Annotated in this window: 15 protein-coding genes; 4 read left to right on the top strand and 11 right to left on the bottom strand. The window is 71.6% G+C overall.

The features are described 5' to 3' along the window. A partial coding sequence (locus ACVNF4_RS00355) for a GAF domain-containing protein (RefSeq protein WP_461800563.1) occupies window positions 1-672 on the bottom strand: 672 nt, incomplete at its 3' end. Between the two features lie 326 nt (window positions 673-998). Beyond that, complete coding sequence (locus ACVNF4_RS00350; protein ID WP_461800562.1) at window positions 999-2,630, bottom strand: acyl-CoA dehydrogenase family protein; 1,632 nt, start codon at window positions 2,628-2,630, stop codon at window positions 999-1,001. 93 nt (window positions 2,631-2,723) lie between these two features. Between ACVNF4_RS00350 and ACVNF4_RS00345 the strand changes: the two genes are divergently transcribed. Continuing rightward, a complete protein-coding gene (locus ACVNF4_RS00345; protein ID WP_461800561.1) occupies window positions 2,724-3,878 on the top strand; it encodes a YihY/virulence factor BrkB family protein in 1,155 nt (384 codons plus the stop codon). 123 nt (window positions 3,879-4,001) lie between these two features. Then, entirely contained in the window at window positions 4,002-4,676 is a 675-nt protein-coding gene (locus ACVNF4_RS00340) for a helix-turn-helix transcriptional regulator (protein ID WP_461800560.1), read from the top strand. Between the two features lie 21 nt (window positions 4,677-4,697). Here the strand turns inward: ACVNF4_RS00340 and ACVNF4_RS00335 are convergent, their stop codons facing one another. Beyond that, a complete protein-coding gene (locus ACVNF4_RS00335; protein WP_461800559.1) occupies window positions 4,698-5,105 on the bottom strand; it encodes a VOC family protein in 408 nt (135 codons plus the stop codon). Between the two features lie 100 nt (window positions 5,106-5,205). Here ACVNF4_RS00335 and ACVNF4_RS00330 point away from each other — a divergent pair, with 100 nt between their 5' ends. Further along, window positions 5,206-5,724: a DinB family protein gene (locus ACVNF4_RS00330; protein WP_461800558.1), complete on the top strand. Its 519-nt coding sequence runs from the start codon at window positions 5,206-5,208 to the stop codon at window positions 5,722-5,724. A 7-nt stretch (window positions 5,725-5,731) separates the two neighbouring features. On the opposite strand, the gene ACVNF4_RS00325 is transcribed toward ACVNF4_RS00330, so the two are convergent. Both ACVNF4_RS00325 and ACVNF4_RS00320 read right to left on the bottom strand, forming a co-directional pair. Further along, window positions 5,732-6,358, bottom strand: coding sequence for a VOC family protein (locus ACVNF4_RS00325; RefSeq protein WP_461800557.1), 627 nt, complete (start codon window positions 6,356-6,358; stop codon window positions 5,732-5,734). A gap of 43 nt (window positions 6,359-6,401) precedes the next feature. Beyond that, window positions 6,402-7,271, bottom strand: a complete 870-nt coding sequence (locus ACVNF4_RS00320; RefSeq protein WP_461800556.1) for an aminoglycoside phosphotransferase family protein — start codon at window positions 7,269-7,271, stop codon at window positions 6,402-6,404. Window positions 7,272-7,397: 126 nt separating this feature from the next. Here ACVNF4_RS00320 and ACVNF4_RS00315 point away from each other — a divergent pair, with 126 nt between their 5' ends. Beyond that, entirely contained in the window at window positions 7,398-8,048 is a 651-nt protein-coding gene (locus tag ACVNF4_RS00315; protein WP_461800555.1) for a ThuA domain-containing protein, read from the top strand. Window positions 8,049-8,054: 6 nt separating this feature from the next. On the opposite strand, the gene ACVNF4_RS00310 is transcribed toward ACVNF4_RS00315, so the two are convergent. The 6 genes from ACVNF4_RS00310 to ACVNF4_RS00285 all read right to left on the bottom strand — a co-directional run bounded on the left by ACVNF4_RS00310 (window position 8,055) and on the right by ACVNF4_RS00285 (window position 15,513). Continuing rightward, window positions 8,055-9,113: a LacI family DNA-binding transcriptional regulator gene (locus ACVNF4_RS00310; protein WP_461800554.1), complete on the bottom strand. Its 1,059-nt coding sequence runs from the start codon at window positions 9,111-9,113 to the stop codon at window positions 8,055-8,057. Between the two features lie 193 nt (window positions 9,114-9,306). Beyond that, entirely contained in the window at window positions 9,307-10,998 is a 1,692-nt protein-coding gene (locus ACVNF4_RS00305) for a family 43 glycosylhydrolase (RefSeq protein ID WP_461800553.1), read from the bottom strand. Then, on the bottom strand, window positions 10,995-11,900 hold the full coding sequence (locus ACVNF4_RS00300; protein WP_461800552.1) for a carbohydrate ABC transporter permease: 906 nt from the start codon (window positions 11,898-11,900) through the stop codon (window positions 10,995-10,997). Before ACVNF4_RS00300 ends, ACVNF4_RS00305 begins: the two co-directional genes overlap by 4 nt. After that, window positions 11,900-12,784, bottom strand: coding sequence for a carbohydrate ABC transporter permease (locus tag ACVNF4_RS00295; RefSeq protein ID WP_461800551.1), 885 nt, complete (start codon window positions 12,782-12,784; stop codon window positions 11,900-11,902). The genes ACVNF4_RS00300 and ACVNF4_RS00295 overlap by 1 nt, the downstream gene beginning before the upstream one ends. Window positions 12,785-12,794: 10 nt before the next feature. Continuing rightward, entirely contained in the window at window positions 12,795-14,129 is a 1,335-nt protein-coding gene (locus ACVNF4_RS00290) for an ABC transporter substrate-binding protein (RefSeq protein WP_461800550.1), read from the bottom strand. Window positions 14,130-14,409: 280 nt separating this feature from the next. Next, window positions 14,410-15,513 (bottom strand): LacI family DNA-binding transcriptional regulator, encoded by a 1,104-nt coding sequence (locus ACVNF4_RS00285; protein ID WP_461800549.1) that lies wholly within the window; start codon window positions 15,511-15,513, stop codon window positions 14,410-14,412. Window positions 15,514-15,523 lie beyond the last annotated feature (10 nt).

Genomic DNA, 15,523 nt, shown 5'->3' with positions numbered 1-15,523 from the left:
CACCGCCCGCAGCCGCTGGAGCGAACCGAGGTGCGTCTCCCGCAGCCGCGCCTCCGCGAGCTTCGCCACCGACTCCACCCAGGCCAGCGACGCCGGGTGCAGGGACTCCTGCGGGCCGCTCACGTCGACCACCCCGAGGAGCCGGCCGTCCCTCGGGTCCGTGATGGGGGCGCCCGCGCAGGTGAGGTGCGTCAGCGAGCGGACGAAGTGCTCACCGGCGAACACCTGTACCGGGCGGCGCAGGACGGCCGGGGTGCCGATGCCGTTCGTGCCCGCGACCTCCTCGCTGAGGTCCGCGCCGAGACACAGGCCCACCTCGTCCGCCTTGCGCAGCACCGGGGAGCAGCCCTCCCGCCACAGCACCCGGCCCTCCTGGTCGGCGACGATCATGATGTGCCGGGCGTCGTCCGCGCCGGGCAGCAGCCCCGCCCGCAGCACCGGGACCACCTCCCGCAGCGGTGACGCCGCGCGCCGCCGGTGCACCTCGTCCGGCGCCAGCAGGCCGGGGCCGAACTCGTGCTCGGGGTTCACACCGCGCCGCAGGACCCTCGCCCAGGACTGCTCGATCACCGTGCGCGCGGCCGGGCGCACCCGGCGTCCCGGGAGCGTCCGGGACGGACGGACGGCGTCCACGGCCGCGTTCTGCGCGGCCTTCATCGGCGGGTTCGCCACGGGTGCCTCCGGAGACGACGTGAGGTGAAGAGGGAAGAGAGCCGGGCGACGGATGTCAAGGCTCACGACAGCCGGGGGTCCATCCTGCCGCCCCGGAAAGACGCCGGGGCCCACTCGGGTCATCCCCGCCGGGCCGTTGCAACCCCCTGCAACCCTGGTGAAGGCACCTGCGTTGTTTGAAAATTGAGCCACGCCGACGAGAGCGGCGGCCCCGGTCTCGCAGGATCGGGGACGCGCGGGTGGTGCCGTGTCGGCGCGGCACCACCCCGTGGGTGCGTCGTGCCGGATTTTCCACGCCGCGTTTCTACGCCGTTCCTACGCCGTTCCTACGCCGCCCGGGCCCGCTCCACCACCGCCCTCAGGTCCAGCGTGTGCGGCAGCCCCCCGAACGTCGCCCCCGCGTCCCCGCCCAGCCGCGACGCGCAGAACGCGTCCGCGACCTCGGGCGGCGCGAAACGCACCAGCAGCGACCCCTGGAGGACCAGCGCGAACCGTTCCGCGAGCCGCCGGGCCCGCGCCTCCACACCGGACAGGTCGGCGAGTTCGGTCAGCAGATCCTTGATCGCCGCGTCGAGCCGGTGATCGGCACCCCGCGCCTGCCCCACCTCGCGCAAGTATGCGTCCAGCGCGGCCGGTTCCCGCCGCAGCGCCCGCAGCACGTCCAGCGCCTGGACGTTCCCCGCCCCCTCCCACACCGAGTTCAGCGGCGACTCCCGCACCAGCCGGGGCAGCCCCGACTCCTCGACGTATCCGTTGCCGCCCAGACACTCGGCGGCCTCCACGACGACCGGCGAACACCGCTTCGTCACCCAGTACTTGGCGGCCGGCACCGCGATCCGCAGCAGCGCCCGCTCCCGCTCGCCCCCGTCGTCGCAGGCCGCCGCCAGCCGCATGCCGAGGACCGTCGCCGCCTCCGACTCCAGCGCGAGATCCGCGAGGACGCCCCGCATGAGCGGCTTGTCGAACAGCTTCCCGCCGAACGCCTCCCGGTGCGCGCAGTGGTGGACCGCCTGCACGACGGCCTGCCGCATCAGCCCCGCCGACCCCAGCACACAGTCCAGGCGCGTCGCCGTGACCATGTCCATGATCGTGCGGACCCCGTTCCCCTCCGCACCGACCCGCCGCGCCCACGTCCCGTCGAACTCCACCTCCGCCGACGCGTTGGACCGGTTGCCGAGCTTGTCCTTGAGGCGTTGCAGCAGAAACGGGTTACGGGAACCGTCGTCCAGGACACGCGGCACCAGGAAGCACGTCAGCCCCTCCGCCGCCCGCGCGAGCACCAGGAACCCGTCCGACATCGGCGCCGAGCAGAACCACTTGTGCCCGGTGACGGTGTACGTGCCTGTTTCTGAAAGCGGTTGCGCGACGGTGGTGAGAGCCCGGACATCGCTCCCGCCCTGCTTCTCCGTCATCCCCATCCCCAGCAGCGCACCCCCCTTCGAGGCGACGGGCCGCAGCTCCCGCTCGTACAGCGCCGACGTCAGCAACGGCTCCCACACGGCGGCGAGCGAGGGCTCCGCCCGCAGCGCCGGGACCGCCGCGTGCGTCATCGACAGCGGGCAGCACGTCCCCGCGTCGGCCTGCGTCCACACCAGGAACCCCGCCGCCCGCCGCACCTGGCCGCCCGGCCGCGTCCAGGCCCCCGTCAGGCCCGAGCCGACGCCCTTGCCGAGCAGCCGGTGCCACGCCGGGTGGAAGTCGACCTCGTCGACCCGGTTCCCGTACCGGTCGTGCGTCCGCAGCCGGGGCGGATTCCCGTCCGCCTGTACGGCCCACTCGCGCACCTGTACGGAACCGGCGGACCTGCCGAGTTCGGAGAGTTCCGCGTGCGCCTCGGCCCGCGCGCCGGGCGGCAGATGCCGGTCCACGGCGTCCACCAGGACCCGGTCGGTGCCGTACAGGTCGTACGCGGCAAGGGGAGGAGGCTGATTGGTGACGGTGTGGGTGGTACCTGCCATAGCGCGCAACCTATCCCCTCCACCGGCGCCACGTGCGCCGACGCCGGGCGACCTGGGATGAGGAGCACCTCCGACGGCGGATACCTTTAGGGCGTGCAGCCAGCAAGTCAGTCGTCCGAGCGACCCGAAGTCCCCGGCGGGCGCTTCCACCGGGCCCGTGCCCTCTACCGGGACGTCTCCATGCGCAGGACCACCTGGCTGCTGCTCAAGGACACCGTCAACTCGTGCGTCGAGTACCGGATCCTGGGCCTGGCGGCAGAAGCCGCTTTCTTCACGTTGCTGTCCGTGCCGCCGCTCCTGCTCAGCCTCATCGGGCTGCTCGGCTACGTCGACGACTGGACCGGCACCGACACCATCACCAGCCTGGAGAGCAACCTCCTCGACGCGTCGCGCACGGTGCTGTCCGACAAGGGCGTCAAGCAGCTCGCCCAGCCGATCCTGGACGACGTCCTGAAGGGCGGGCGGCCCGACGTCATCTCGATAGGGTTCCTGTTCGCCCTGTGGTCCGGCTCCCGCGCGGTCAACGTGTTCATCGACACGATCACCGTCATGTACGGCCTCGACGGCGTGCGCGGCATCGTCAAGACGCGGCTCGTCGCGTTCGCGCTGTTCGTCGTCGCGCTGGTCATCGGGGCGATCGCGCTGCCGCTGATGGTCGCCGGGCCCGACGCCGTCGTCCGGATCGTGCCGTGGTCGGCGACGCTCGTGCAGGTGCTGTACTGGCCGGTCGTGATCCTGCTGTCGGTCGTCTTCCTGACCACGCTCTACCACGTGTCCGTGCCGGTGCGCTCGCCGTGGATCGAGGACGTGCCGGGGTCGCTGGTCGCCCTCGCGATGTGGGTCCTCGGGAGCTTCCTGCTGCGGATCTACCTCCAGAGCACCATCGAGGGCGCCAGCATCTACGGCTCCCTCGCCGCCGCCGTCGCCGTCATGCTGTGGATCGGCGTCTCCGCGTTCGCCGTCCTCGTCGGCGCCGCCGTCAACGCCGCGATCGACCGCGTCTGGCCCGCCGCCGCGACCGCCGCCGCCCGCGCCGCCAACGACCGGCAGCGCAAGGAGGAGGTCGTCGAGTACGTCGCCCGCATGTCCGCTGCCCAGGGCGACGAGGACCCCGACGACCCCGACATGCCGTCCGAGTTCCCCGAGCGCTGGTCGCGCTTCCTGCCGCACGAGAACGTGACGGCACGGCTGCGGACGCATGCGAAGACGGTGGCCAAGGCGGAGGGGGAGGAGCGGCGGGAGAAGTGAGGGGCCTTGGGGGGGCGGTGTCGGCGTGCGGTGCGCAAGCGGTTGCGGACGACACCGGCGGGCCTGTTGTGCAAGCGGTTGCCGCGCGTTTTCCCGGACCGGGGGAGGGCGTAGCGTGGAGGTGTGTACGAGGAGCGGCCGTCCCGGCTGAGTGGCGCGGTGGTGTGGACGAACACCCCCGAGACGCCGGCGGCGGGGGGTGCCGTGCTGCCCGACGGGTGCATGGATCTGCTGTGGAGCGAGGGGCGGCTGCTGGTCGCGGGGCCCGATACCCGGGCGTACGTTCCCGGCGGGCCGGGGGTTTTCTGGGCGGGGGTGCGTTTCTGTCCCGGGACGGCGCCGGCGCTGCTCGGGGTTCCGGCGTGCGAGCTCCGGGACCGGCGGGTCGAGCTGGCGGATCTGTGGCCGGCCGCGGAGGTGCGGAGGCTGGCCGCGCGGGTGTCGGCGGCGCCGGACGTGGCGACGGGGCTGGAGGAGGTGGCGCTCGAACGGGCCGTGCCGCCGGACCCGTTGCTGTCGAGGCTGGTGGTTTCTTTGGGGGAGGGGCGTTCGGTCGCGGCGTCGGCGGATGAACTGGGTCTCGGGGCGCGGCAGTTGCACCGGCGGTCGCTGAAGGCGTTCGGGTACGGGCCGAAGACGCTGGCGCGGATCCTGCGGTTGCAGCGGGCGTTGGGGCTGCTGCGGAGGGGGGTGCCGGCGGGGGAGACGGCGGTGCGGGCCGGGTATGCGGACCAGGCGCATCTGACGCGGGAGGTACGGGAGTTGACGGGGGAGACGCCGGGCAGGCTGGTCCCCTGAGGGTGTCTCCCGCAGGCCGCCTCAGGGCTTGGCCGGCTGTCCCGACGGCGCGAACAGATCCACCCCGTTGCCGTCCGGATCGTGCACCACCGCATACCGCTGCCCCCACACCGCGTCCCACGGCTTCGCCTCGCCGTGATACCCGGCCGACGTCAACTCCTCGTACACGGCGTCGACTTCACCGGGGCTGTCGCACAGCAGCGCCAGGGAGGCGCGTCCGCCGGGACCCGGTGCCTCGAAGTCCGGCAGGAAGGAGCGGACGGTGTCCTCGGTGTCGAGCATGAGGCGCAGCCCGCCGGGGAGGGCGGCCTCGGTGTGGCCCTCCTGCTCGGCCCCTTCCGGGAAGACGAACCCGAGGCGGCGGTAGAAGGCGACGGAGGCCGCCATGTCGTGGACGAGGAGGCCGATGGCGTCGAATCGTGGAGTCATGGGGACAGCGTAGGGATGGGGAGGAACCCCGGTCTTGAAGAAAACGGACGTCTCCCGGAAACCGTTTGCGTGGCCCCACCCCGGTCGCCAGGGTGTCCCGATGACCACCCCCGCACGCCTCGGTCTCCTCCGCTGGCAGACCGGCCTCACCTGGTCCCTCTTCACGTACCACCTCGACCGCCTCGAACCGGACGACCACCTGTGGGAACCGGCGCCCACCTGCTGGACCCTCCACCCGGACGGCGCCGGCGGCTGGACCCCGGACTGGGCCGACACCGAACCCGACCCGGTCCCGGTCCCCACGGTCGCCTGGGTCACCTGGCACCTCGGCTGGTGGCTCGGCACGGCGACGGACCACCTCCTCGCCCGCGAACCCCGCCGGCGGGAGGACGTCCACTGGCCGGGCCCCGGCGGCGCCGTCGACTGGCTGCGCGGCCTGTACGAGGAGTGGACGTCGGCCGTGGCCACCCTCACGGACGCCGGCCTCGACCGCCCCTGCGCCTACCCCTGGCCCTCGGACGCCGGCCTGACGATCGCCCACCTGATGGCCTGGGTGAACGCCGAACTCATGAAGAACGTCGCGGAGATCGGCCAACTCCGCCTGATCAGAGCGGCTTGACGGACCGTCAGTCGAAGGTGACCGGCCCGTTGGGGGTGTCGAGCGTGAACGAGATCCTCAAGGGGCCCTCGGACAGCGACAGTTCGACGTCGAGCGCGGCGAGCGACGGCAGGATCGCCGCAGGGTCCGGCGCGGTCGCCGACAGCTCCAGCAGCGGGGTGACGGGCAGCCCGTCGCTCGGATGCGGTGAGGAACCCCAGTCGATGAGGAACGGCACGAGTCCCGAGGAGTCGGAGGCGTCGTCGGTGAGGCGCCACGCGAGGAGCGTGCCGTCGGGCCGGCGGCGGCTCATCGGCCGGACGTCGCCGGGGTCGTAGCCGCGCGCCCGCGCCCTCTCGACCGTCAGATCGATGTCCGGCGGGCCGATCGCCCAGGACAGGGTGCGCGGCCCGGTCAGCCGGTCGACGCCGAACGTCCGCGCCCCGGGGTGCCCGGCCTGTTCCGGGTCGGGGCCGATGATCTCCAGATAGGCCCGGCCGCCGAGGCCGATCAGATGGTTGCGGGTACCGAGCCCGACATGCACCCCGCCCGGCGCGGGCACGACCCCGGTCCGCCGGGCGAAGTCGTCGATGGTCGCGGACAGTTCGGGTGTCGCGAGCACGAGATGGTCGAGCCGTGCGGGAATCGTGTTCATCCTGTACGAGCCTACGCGAAGCATCCCCACAAACGGACGGGCGTCACCGGCGGAAATCCGTCAGTACCGCCTCCACCGCCCGCAGCCCCAGCTCCGACATGGCCGGGTTGGTCGTCCGGTAGTAGTCGATGCCGCTCACGAACGTCAGCGCCCACCCCCGCCCCCGTGCCCACGTCGCGTCGTCGAACCCGGCGGCCTCCCGGAACGCGTCCCGGTGCGCCGGGTCCAGCAGCGCCCACGCGGGTATCGCGTCGCAGGCCGGATCACCCACCCCGGACGCCCCGAAGTCGATGACCGCGCCCAACTCGCCTTCGGAGACGAGGATGTTGCCGGGGATGAGATCGCAGTGCGCCCACACCGGCGGGCCGTCCCACTCGGGCTGCGCGAGCGCGTGCTCCCAGGCCGCGAGCGCGGCGGACACGTCTATGTCGTCGGCGGCCGTCGCGATCCACGCGCGCGTGGACACGTCCCGGTCCCGCAGCGGCACACCCCGGTACCCGGTCGGCGCCTCGGCGGGATCGGCCCGGCGCAACGCGGCGACGAACTCCCCCAACTCCCGCGCGAACCCCACCCCTTCGGCCCCCGTCGGATGCGTCCCCTCGATCCACCGGCACACCGACCAGGGAAACGGGTACCCCTCCGCGGGCCGCCCGAGCGCCACCGGCTCGGGCACCGCCACCGGCAGCACGGACGCCAGCCTCGGCAGCCACATCCCCTCGAACTCGGCCTGTTCCACGGCCTCTTCGACGATCGGCAGCCGCACGACCAGGTCGTCCCCCAGCCGGTAGATCGCGTTGTTGGTCGCCGCCGTCCGCACCTCGGTCACCGGCAGCCCCGCCCACGCCGGGAACTGGCCGGCCAGCAGCCGCCGCACCAGAGCGGCGTCGGTCCGGATCTCGTTCTCGTGCATCATCAGCGCGGGACACTAGCCCGCCCCTGCGGTGCACGGCATCCGAGTTTTTCGGCAACCGGTTACCGCGAAATTTTCGCTCGCCCGCAGAACGCCCGTCCCGGCCGCCCGGCGGCATAGGGTCGTCCCATGGCACCACGTCTGCTCGTCTACACCCGCACCACCGGCTACCGCCACGACTCCATTCCCTACGCGGCGGACGCCCTGCACGCGATCATGGGGGAGTGGACGGTGGACCACACCGAGGACCCGGCGGCCCTGGAGTCCCCGCTCGGGCGGTACGCGGCGATCGTCTTCCTCTCCACGAGCGGCGAGGTCCTCACCCCCGAGGGACGTGAACTCCTCGCGGAGTACGTGGAGTCGGGCGGCGGCTTCGTCGGCGTCCACGCCGCGTCCACCACCGAGTACGACTGGCCGTACTACGGCGAACTCCTCGGCGCCCGCTTCGACCGCCACCCCGACCACCAGCCCGGCAAGGCGGTCGTGGAGGACGCGGACCACCCCGCGACCCGACACCTGCCGAAGGTCTGGGACTTCACCGACGAGTGGTACGACTTCCGCACCAACCCCCGGGGCTCCGTACGGGTGTTGCTGACCGCCGACGAGTCCTCCTACGAGGGTGGCGGCATGGGCGCGGACCATCCCCTGGCCTGGACCCGGGACCAGGGGGAGGGCCGCGTCTTCTACACGGCACTCGGCCACGCGCAGGAGGCGTACGACGACCCCGCGTTCAGGGAGCACCTGCGTGGCGGCATCCGCTGGGCGGCACAGGTGTCCTGACGGATGTCAGAAGTACTGGACCCGCGCGCCCACCCCCGCCGTGCTCGCCCTCGTCACCAACCGCGTCGACAGCTCCGTCCGCGTCCCCTCCGGCCGCTCCCCGTCCATCATCCGCACCAGCAGGCGCAGCGCGGTCGCGGCCATCTCGCCGAGCGGCTGGCGGACGGTGGTGAGGCCGGGGCTGGCCCAGCGGGACTCGGGGAGGTCGTCGAAGCCGACGACGCTGATGTCGTCCGGGACCCTCAACCCCGCCTCGGCCAGGGCCTGGTAGACGCCGAGGGCCATGTGGTCGGAGCAGACGAAGACGGCGGTCGGCGGCTCGGGGAGGCCGAGCAGCTCGCGCATCCGCTGCCGCGCGGTGGACTCCTCGAAGCAGCCGTAGCGGACGTACTCGGGCCGCTGCGGCAGCCCCGCCGCCGCCAGCGCCGAACGGTACCCGGCCACCCGGGCGTTGCTGCACTGCTTGCGCCGGCGTCCGGCGACGACGGCGATCCGCTCGTGCCCGAGCGCCAGCAGGTGCTCCGTCGCGCTCACCCCGCCCTGCCAGTTCGCCGCGCCCACCGACACCACGCCGGGCGGCGGTTCGTGCGCCGGGTCGATCATCACGAACGGGATGCGGTGCTGCTCCAGCCACGCGTACTGGGAGTCCGTCAACTCGGCCAGGTTGAACAGGACTCCGGCCGAACCCCGGGCGGTGAGCTTGTCCAGCCAGCCGCGTTGCGGACGGTCGCCCCCGCCCCGCCCGAGCCCCGCCGAGACCACGATGTCCAACCCGGCCTCGTGCGCCGCCTGTTCGACTCCGTGCAGGACCGCGCCCGACCAGGAGCTGTCCAGCGAATGCACCACCAGGTCGACCAGCCGGGGCGGCTTCGACGCGTCGAACCTCGGTCTGCGCACGTACCCCAGCCGGTCCAGCGCCTCGGTGACCCGGCGACGGGTCTCCGGCGCGACGTCCTCCCGGCCGTTGACGACCTTGGAGGCGGTCGGCACCGACACCCCCGCCTCCCGCGCCACGACCGCCAGCGTCGGTCCGGCCGTCACGTTCGGACTCGCCGTGCGGACCATAGGGAACCCACCTCTCCGGCCCGCCATTGGGCCAGCGAAAGCTCGACCAGCGCTGTTTCGGCCGTTTTTCGAGCGCACGGCTGAAAGAAAGCGCTTGCTATCTTAGGGGTGCCGCAGCGTGCCGGGAAGACACCGGGAGTCACGGGTTCGCCTGATCGCGATCGCGGACGTGAACTTTCGAAACCCCGAACACTCAGCGGGAGTTCTGTGGCGGTTCCTCGCACTCCAGGCGGAAATCCCGGAAGTCCGCCGTGAAGGCGGCGTCCACGAGATCGCGGGCGTGAATGCCGGCAAGGGTACCGGTGAAGCGCAGCCCGCCGCCGTGGTCGTCGGAGAGGCGGGTCACGTCGAGCGGGGGGCCGACCGGGGTGAACTCGCCCTCGCGCAGGTACCAGAAACGGGCCTCGGCGCCCTCGACCGAGACGCCGAGCGTGATCGGCTCGTGCGTGCCGATGTCCACGACCGCGACTTCCCGCGTCCCCGTCTCGTCCCGGTCGATCAGGCTGAGGACGGTACGGCCCGCGCCGCGCCACTGCTGGCCGCGCTGCTTCTCGCCCGGAGGTTCCGACCAGGTGAGGTCGAGGCTGAGGTACGCCTCTGCGGCGTAGCGCACGATCAGGCCGGCGGCCTGCGTGAACGTCGTCGGGTGGGCCTCGACGGTGACCTGGGCCGTGGCGTGGTGTTCGGTGAGGGGCTGGGCCAGGAGGCTCTGCTCCCAGCGGGATTCCGGGCCCTGGCGTCCGCGCAGGCGGATCCAGCCGGGGCGGGTGGTGGTGTCGGCCCAGGTGGGGGAGGGGGGTTCGCGGAGGGTGCGCCAGGGCCAGGACAAGGGGGGTGAGGGGTGGGCGTGGGGCTGGTGGCGGGGCTGGGGTCGGGGGTGCGGGGGCGTTTTCGGCGAGGCTTCGGCCTCCGGTACGCCGGGTGCGTCGGCCTCTGGTACGTCCGGTGCCTCCACCGTCGGGACGATCACCTCCTCCGCCGGATGCCATCCCCCGCCCGTCAGCCGGGGCCACCCCTCCTCGTCCCACTCCACCGCCTGGACGGCCGTCTCCCGCCCCAGCGTGCAGCGCGGGCCCTGGGGTGTGCGGAGTGGGCGTCCCACCAGGTGGCTGAGGAACCACTCCCCGCCGGGTGTCTCCACCAGCTCCGCGTGCCCCGCTTTCTGGAGCGGCAGGCAGGGGGCGTCCCGGGAGGTCAGCAGGGGGCGGGCGGCCACCTCGTACGGGCCGGTCAGGGCGCGGCTGCGGGCCGTCAGGACGCCGTGTTCGAAACCGGTGCCGCCCTCGGCCAGCACCAGGTGGTACCAGCCGTCGCGCTTCAGCAGTTTCGGCCCCTCGACGAGCCGTTCGTGCTGGAGGAGGAGGTGGGTCTCGCCGAGGGGCTTCAGCGTGACCCGGTCCAGTTCCGTCGCCGTGATCCCGGAGAAGCGGTTCCCGGCGGGGCGGTGGTCGTTCTGGAGGTTGAGCAGCCACAGCCGCCCGTCCTCGTGGAAGAGGGCGGGGTCGAAGCCGTGGCTCGCCACCCGGCGGGGCCGGGACCAGGGGCCGGCGGCGTCGGGCGCGGTGGTGACGTACGTGTCCAGGTCGAAGTACGGCGTGCCGACCGAGCGGACGATCGCGTACACCATCCAGAACGACTCGCCGTCGAAGCTCAGCGACGGCGCCCAGATGCCGCCCGAGTCGGGCACCCCGGCGAGACAGTCGCCGGGGACGGCGCCCGCCACGTGTCCGGCGTGCTCCCAGTGCGCGAGGTCGCGGGAGCGGTGGATCGGGATCGTCGGGAACCATTCGAAGGAGCTGGTCGCGACGTAGTACCAGTCGCCCGCCCGCACCAGCGAGGGGTCGGGGGCGAAGCCGCGGATCACCGGGTTGCGTGCGACGGTCACTTGAGGGCTCCCAGGGTGACGCCCGAGCGCCAGTAGCGGCGCATGGCGACCATCATGACCGCCATCGGGACGATCGACAGCAGTGCGCCGGTCAGCACGAGGCTCGTCAGGTCGACGCCGGACTCCAGGCGCTTGCCGGACCAGTTGTAGAGGCCGATGTTCAGCGTCCAGTTGTTCTCGCCGCGCAGCACGGTCAGCGGCAGGAAGAAGGAGTTCCACGTGTTGACGAAGGCCAGCAGGAACACCGTCGCACCGCCGGTCGTCATCATGCGCAGCACGATCGAGAAGAAGATCCGCAGCTCGCCCGCGCCGTCGAGGCGGGCGGCCTCCAGGAGTTCGTAGGGGATCGTCGACTCGGTGTAGACCTTCGCGAGGTACACGCTGAACGGGTTGATCAGGCAGGGGATCAGCATCGCCCAGGGGGTGTCGACCATGCCGATCTCGGAGAACAGCAGATACAGCGGGAGCGTCAGGAGGGCGATCGGGATGAGGAACGAGCCGACCACCGACGCGAAGACGAGGCCCCGGCCGGGGAAGTCGAAGCGGGCCAGGCCGTATCCGGTGGCGAGGGCGACGAGCGTGCCGCCGAGGGAGCCGACGCCCGCGTAGAGCAGGGAGTTGGCGGTCCAGCGCAGGAAGATGCCGTCCTCGTAGGTGAACAGCTGGTGCAGGTTGTCCCAGAGGTGCCAGCCGGAGAACCACAGGCCGTTGGACTGGTAGAGGCCGGTGCGGTCCTTCGTGGCCGCCACGATCAGCCACCACACGGGGAAGAGGCTGTAGACGCTCGCGAGGGCCAGGCCGATCAGCAGGAAGCGCTGCCCGCCGCGCGAACTCGTGCGCGGGTCGGGCTTCGTGAGCCTGCGGACCGCCGTCTTCGGGGCGCGGTCTCGGGTCAGGGTCATCAGTCGGTCTCCTTCGATGTCAGCCGGTAGAAGACGAAGGAGGCGAGTCCGAGAATCAGCGCGAGGAGCACCGAGAGGGTCGCGGCGTAGTGGTAGTTGCCGGCGTTGAACGCCTGGTTGTAGATGATCATGATCGGGGTGAAGCTGTCGTCGACCGTCTGCGGGGTGACGTTGCGGAACAGGGCCGGTTCGTTGAAGAGCTGGAGCATCTGGATGATCGACAGCAGCGCGGTCAGCACCAGCGCGCCCCGCACGTAGGGCACCTTGATGCTGCGGGCGATCCGCAGCTCCGAGGCGCCGTCGAGGCGGGCCGCCTCGAACAGCTCGCGCGGGACCGCCTGGAGCGCGGAGTAAATGATCACCATGTTGTAGCCGATGCCGTGCCAGGTGAGGAGGTTGCCGATGGCCGGCCACACCATCGACGGCGCGAAGAAGTTCCAGTGCAGGCCGACGGCGTCACCGAGCGCGGTGAGCGGGCCGACCTCCGGGCTGTAGAGGTTGATCCAGACGAGCGCCGCGACGACCCCGGGGATCATGTACGGCACCAGCAGCAGGATGCGGAAGCGGCTCGCGGCCCGTGCCGTCACCGCGTCCAGCAGGAGCGCGAGGGCGAGGCTGATCAGCAGCATCACCGGGATCTGCACGCAGGCGAAGACCACGACCCGCAGGACGGAGCCCATGAACGCGGAGTCGGTGAGCCCCTCGCGGTAGTTCGCGAGGCCGGTGAACTCCTGCGTCGAGCCGCCGAGCCCGAGGCCGGACTGCTGGACCTTGAAGAGGGACTGGTAGACGGCGTACCCGATCGGGATCAGGTACAGGAAGACGAAGCCGAGCTGGAAGGGCACCGTGAACGCGGCACCCTTCCAGCGTTGGGAGCGGATCATCGCAGGTCCCTCAGCCCTTCACGTTGATGCCGCGGGACTTGAGGTCGTCGGCCGTCCACTTCTGCATGTGCGCCAGCAGGTCGGTGACCTTCTGCTGCTTGCTGACCACCTTGGCCCAGCCCGCCTGGAGCTCGGTGAACATCGCCGTCCAGTTCGGGCCGAACGCCCAGTCCGTCGTGACCGTGCCCAGGCTGTCGCCGACGGTCTTCTTCGCCGGTTCGTAGTGCGCGCCCAGCAGCTTCTTGGAGATCGACGCGTCGATGTACGAACTGGTGTCGGCGAGGGCGGGCATCACGCCGTTGCCGGTCTCGGGGCTCGCCATCGTCTTGACGGCGCCGGGGTCCGTGGACATCCACAGCGCGGCCTCGGCGGCCTGCTTCTGGTTCTTGCAGTCCTTCGTGACGAGCGTGACGCTGCCCGTCAGGTTCGTCCCCGCAGGGGTCTTCGCGGCCTCGCCCGCGAACGTCGGCCACGGGGCGAGCGCCCACTGGCCGAACGACTTGGTGAAGTTCTGCACCATGCCGGCCATCTGCCAGGTCGAGATCTGGCGGGTGACGGTGCCGCCGTTGTCGTAGTTGCGCTGCACGGCCGCGTAGTCGGCGAAGGAGAGCGTCGAGTTGAGGTCGTTGTCGATGACGTCCTGGATGACCTTCGCGGCCTTCAGCGTGCCCGGGTCCTGGAAGTCGATCTTCCAGGCGTTGCCGTCGATCGCGTACCAGTGCGCGCCGGCCTGCATCGCGAGGACCTCCAGCGTCGAGGGGTCCTCACCGGCGTAGTTGGTGATCTTGACGCCGTGCTTCTTCAGCTCCTTGCCGGCCGCCACGAACTCCTCCCACGTCGTGGGCGGTTCGACGCCGTACTTCTGGAAGACGTCCGCGCGGTAGATCGTGAAGTTCGGGGAGGAGCTGGTGGGGACGCCGTAGAACTTGCCCTGGACCTGGGCGCTCGCCCAGGAGCCCGCGTTGAACTTGTCCTTGGCGGAGGCGACGTACCGCGAGACGTCGGCCAGCGCGTCCTGGGAGACCCACGTGGTCACGTATTCGGCCGTGTTCTGTGCCAGACAGGGGGCGTTGCCCGCCTTCACCGCGTTGGTCAGCTGCTTCTGCATCGTCAGCTGGTCGGTGACCTTCGTGTACTTCAGCTGCACGTCCTTGTGCGACGCGTTGAACGCCTTGACGACCGCCTCCTGGCCGTTCGCCCAGCCCCAGTAGGAGAGCGTCACCGGGCCCGACGCCGAGGAGTCCCCGCCGTCCCCCGAACCGCCGCAGGCGGCGAGCAGACCTGTCAGCGCGACTCCCGCGGCGGCGGCGCGGGCGATCCTTCTGCGGGGGCTCATGGCATTCATCTGACCGTGTTCCTTCGGGAAGTAGGCGTCTCGGCGAGGCGAGAGCGGCGGCTCGGTACTGGCCGTGGCAGAGGCTGGACGGCGGGGAAAGTGCGGCGTCGGGCCTGGCTCAAGCAGAAGCGGTAGTAACCGGTTGCTGTGACCGTAGGCCGACGGTATCGGCATTATCAAGAGGCGTGCGAGAAAATCTTGGGCGTATCCGACCGAGATCCAGTAACCGCTTACGGTCCCCCCGGGCCCGGGGTCGCACACCCCTCGACTCCGGGGCCCGAAGGGCGCGTCAGCGCGGTGAACGGGGAGGTCTGACCGAGTCGCGGACGACGACATGGGTGCCCAGGATCAGATGCTCGGCCTCCGCCGGCCTGCCGGCGCCCGCGAGGTCGGACCCGGTGAGATCGGCGGCGGCCCTGCGGTCGGCGACCGCCCGCAGCGCGACCCGGCCCATCTCCTCGTACGGCACGTGCACCGTCGTCAGACCGGGCGTCAGCTGCGACGCGAGCGGGATGTCGTCGTACCCCACCACCGACACGTCGTCCGGCACCCTCAGGCCCACCGACCTCAGCGCCTGCATCGCGCCCGCCGCCACCACGTCCGTCCCCGCGAGGACCGCCGTGAACTCCGGGGTCTGCGCCAGCGCCTGCTGGATCGCCGCGTACCCGTGCTCGTAGTCGTAGGAACCGCGCCGCACGAGCCCCGGGTCGAACGGCACCCCGTACGCCTCGAAGGCCCTGCGCGCACCGGACAGCCTGCCCTGGGCGGTGGTCAGTCCGGTGGGCCCCGGCAGCACCAGGATCCTGCGGTGGCCGGCCGACAGGAGGTGGCTGGCCATGGCGTAGGCCCCCGCCTCGTTGTCGTAGTCCACGGTCGTCGCCGGGACGTCCCCCTCCAGCGGCGGCCTGCCCACCAGGACCAGGTGCGACCCCGCCGCGTCCAGCGAGCGGGCGAAGCGGCCCATCCGCGTCTGGTACTCCGTGCGGTCGTAGGCCCCGCCGAGCAGCACCACGGCCGCCACGCCCTGCTGGCGCATCAGGTTGACCAGCGCCAGCTCCCGCTCGGGATCCTCCCCGGTGGTGCCCACCAGGGAGAGCCAGCCGCGCAGCGTCGCCGCGCCCTCGACACCCTTCGCGACGTGGGCGAACGCGGCCCCCGTGATGTTGTTCATCAGGATCGCCACCGTCGGCGTACCGCCGCCCGCGAGGGATCTGGCGTGCGCGTTCGTCACGTAGTCCAGGTCCCGGACGACCCTCATCACCCGGCTGCGGGTCTCCGCGGCCACCGGGTAGTTGCTCACCCCGAGCACCCGGGAGACGGTCGCCACGGAGACGGCGGCCTCCCTCGCCACGTCCTTTATGGTCACCCTGCGCTTCGGCTTTCGCTCACTCATCGTCACGCCT

This window comes from Streptomyces sp. S6 (genome assembly GCF_054880855.1).
This window is presented reverse-complemented; position numbering and strand designations above follow the sequence as displayed.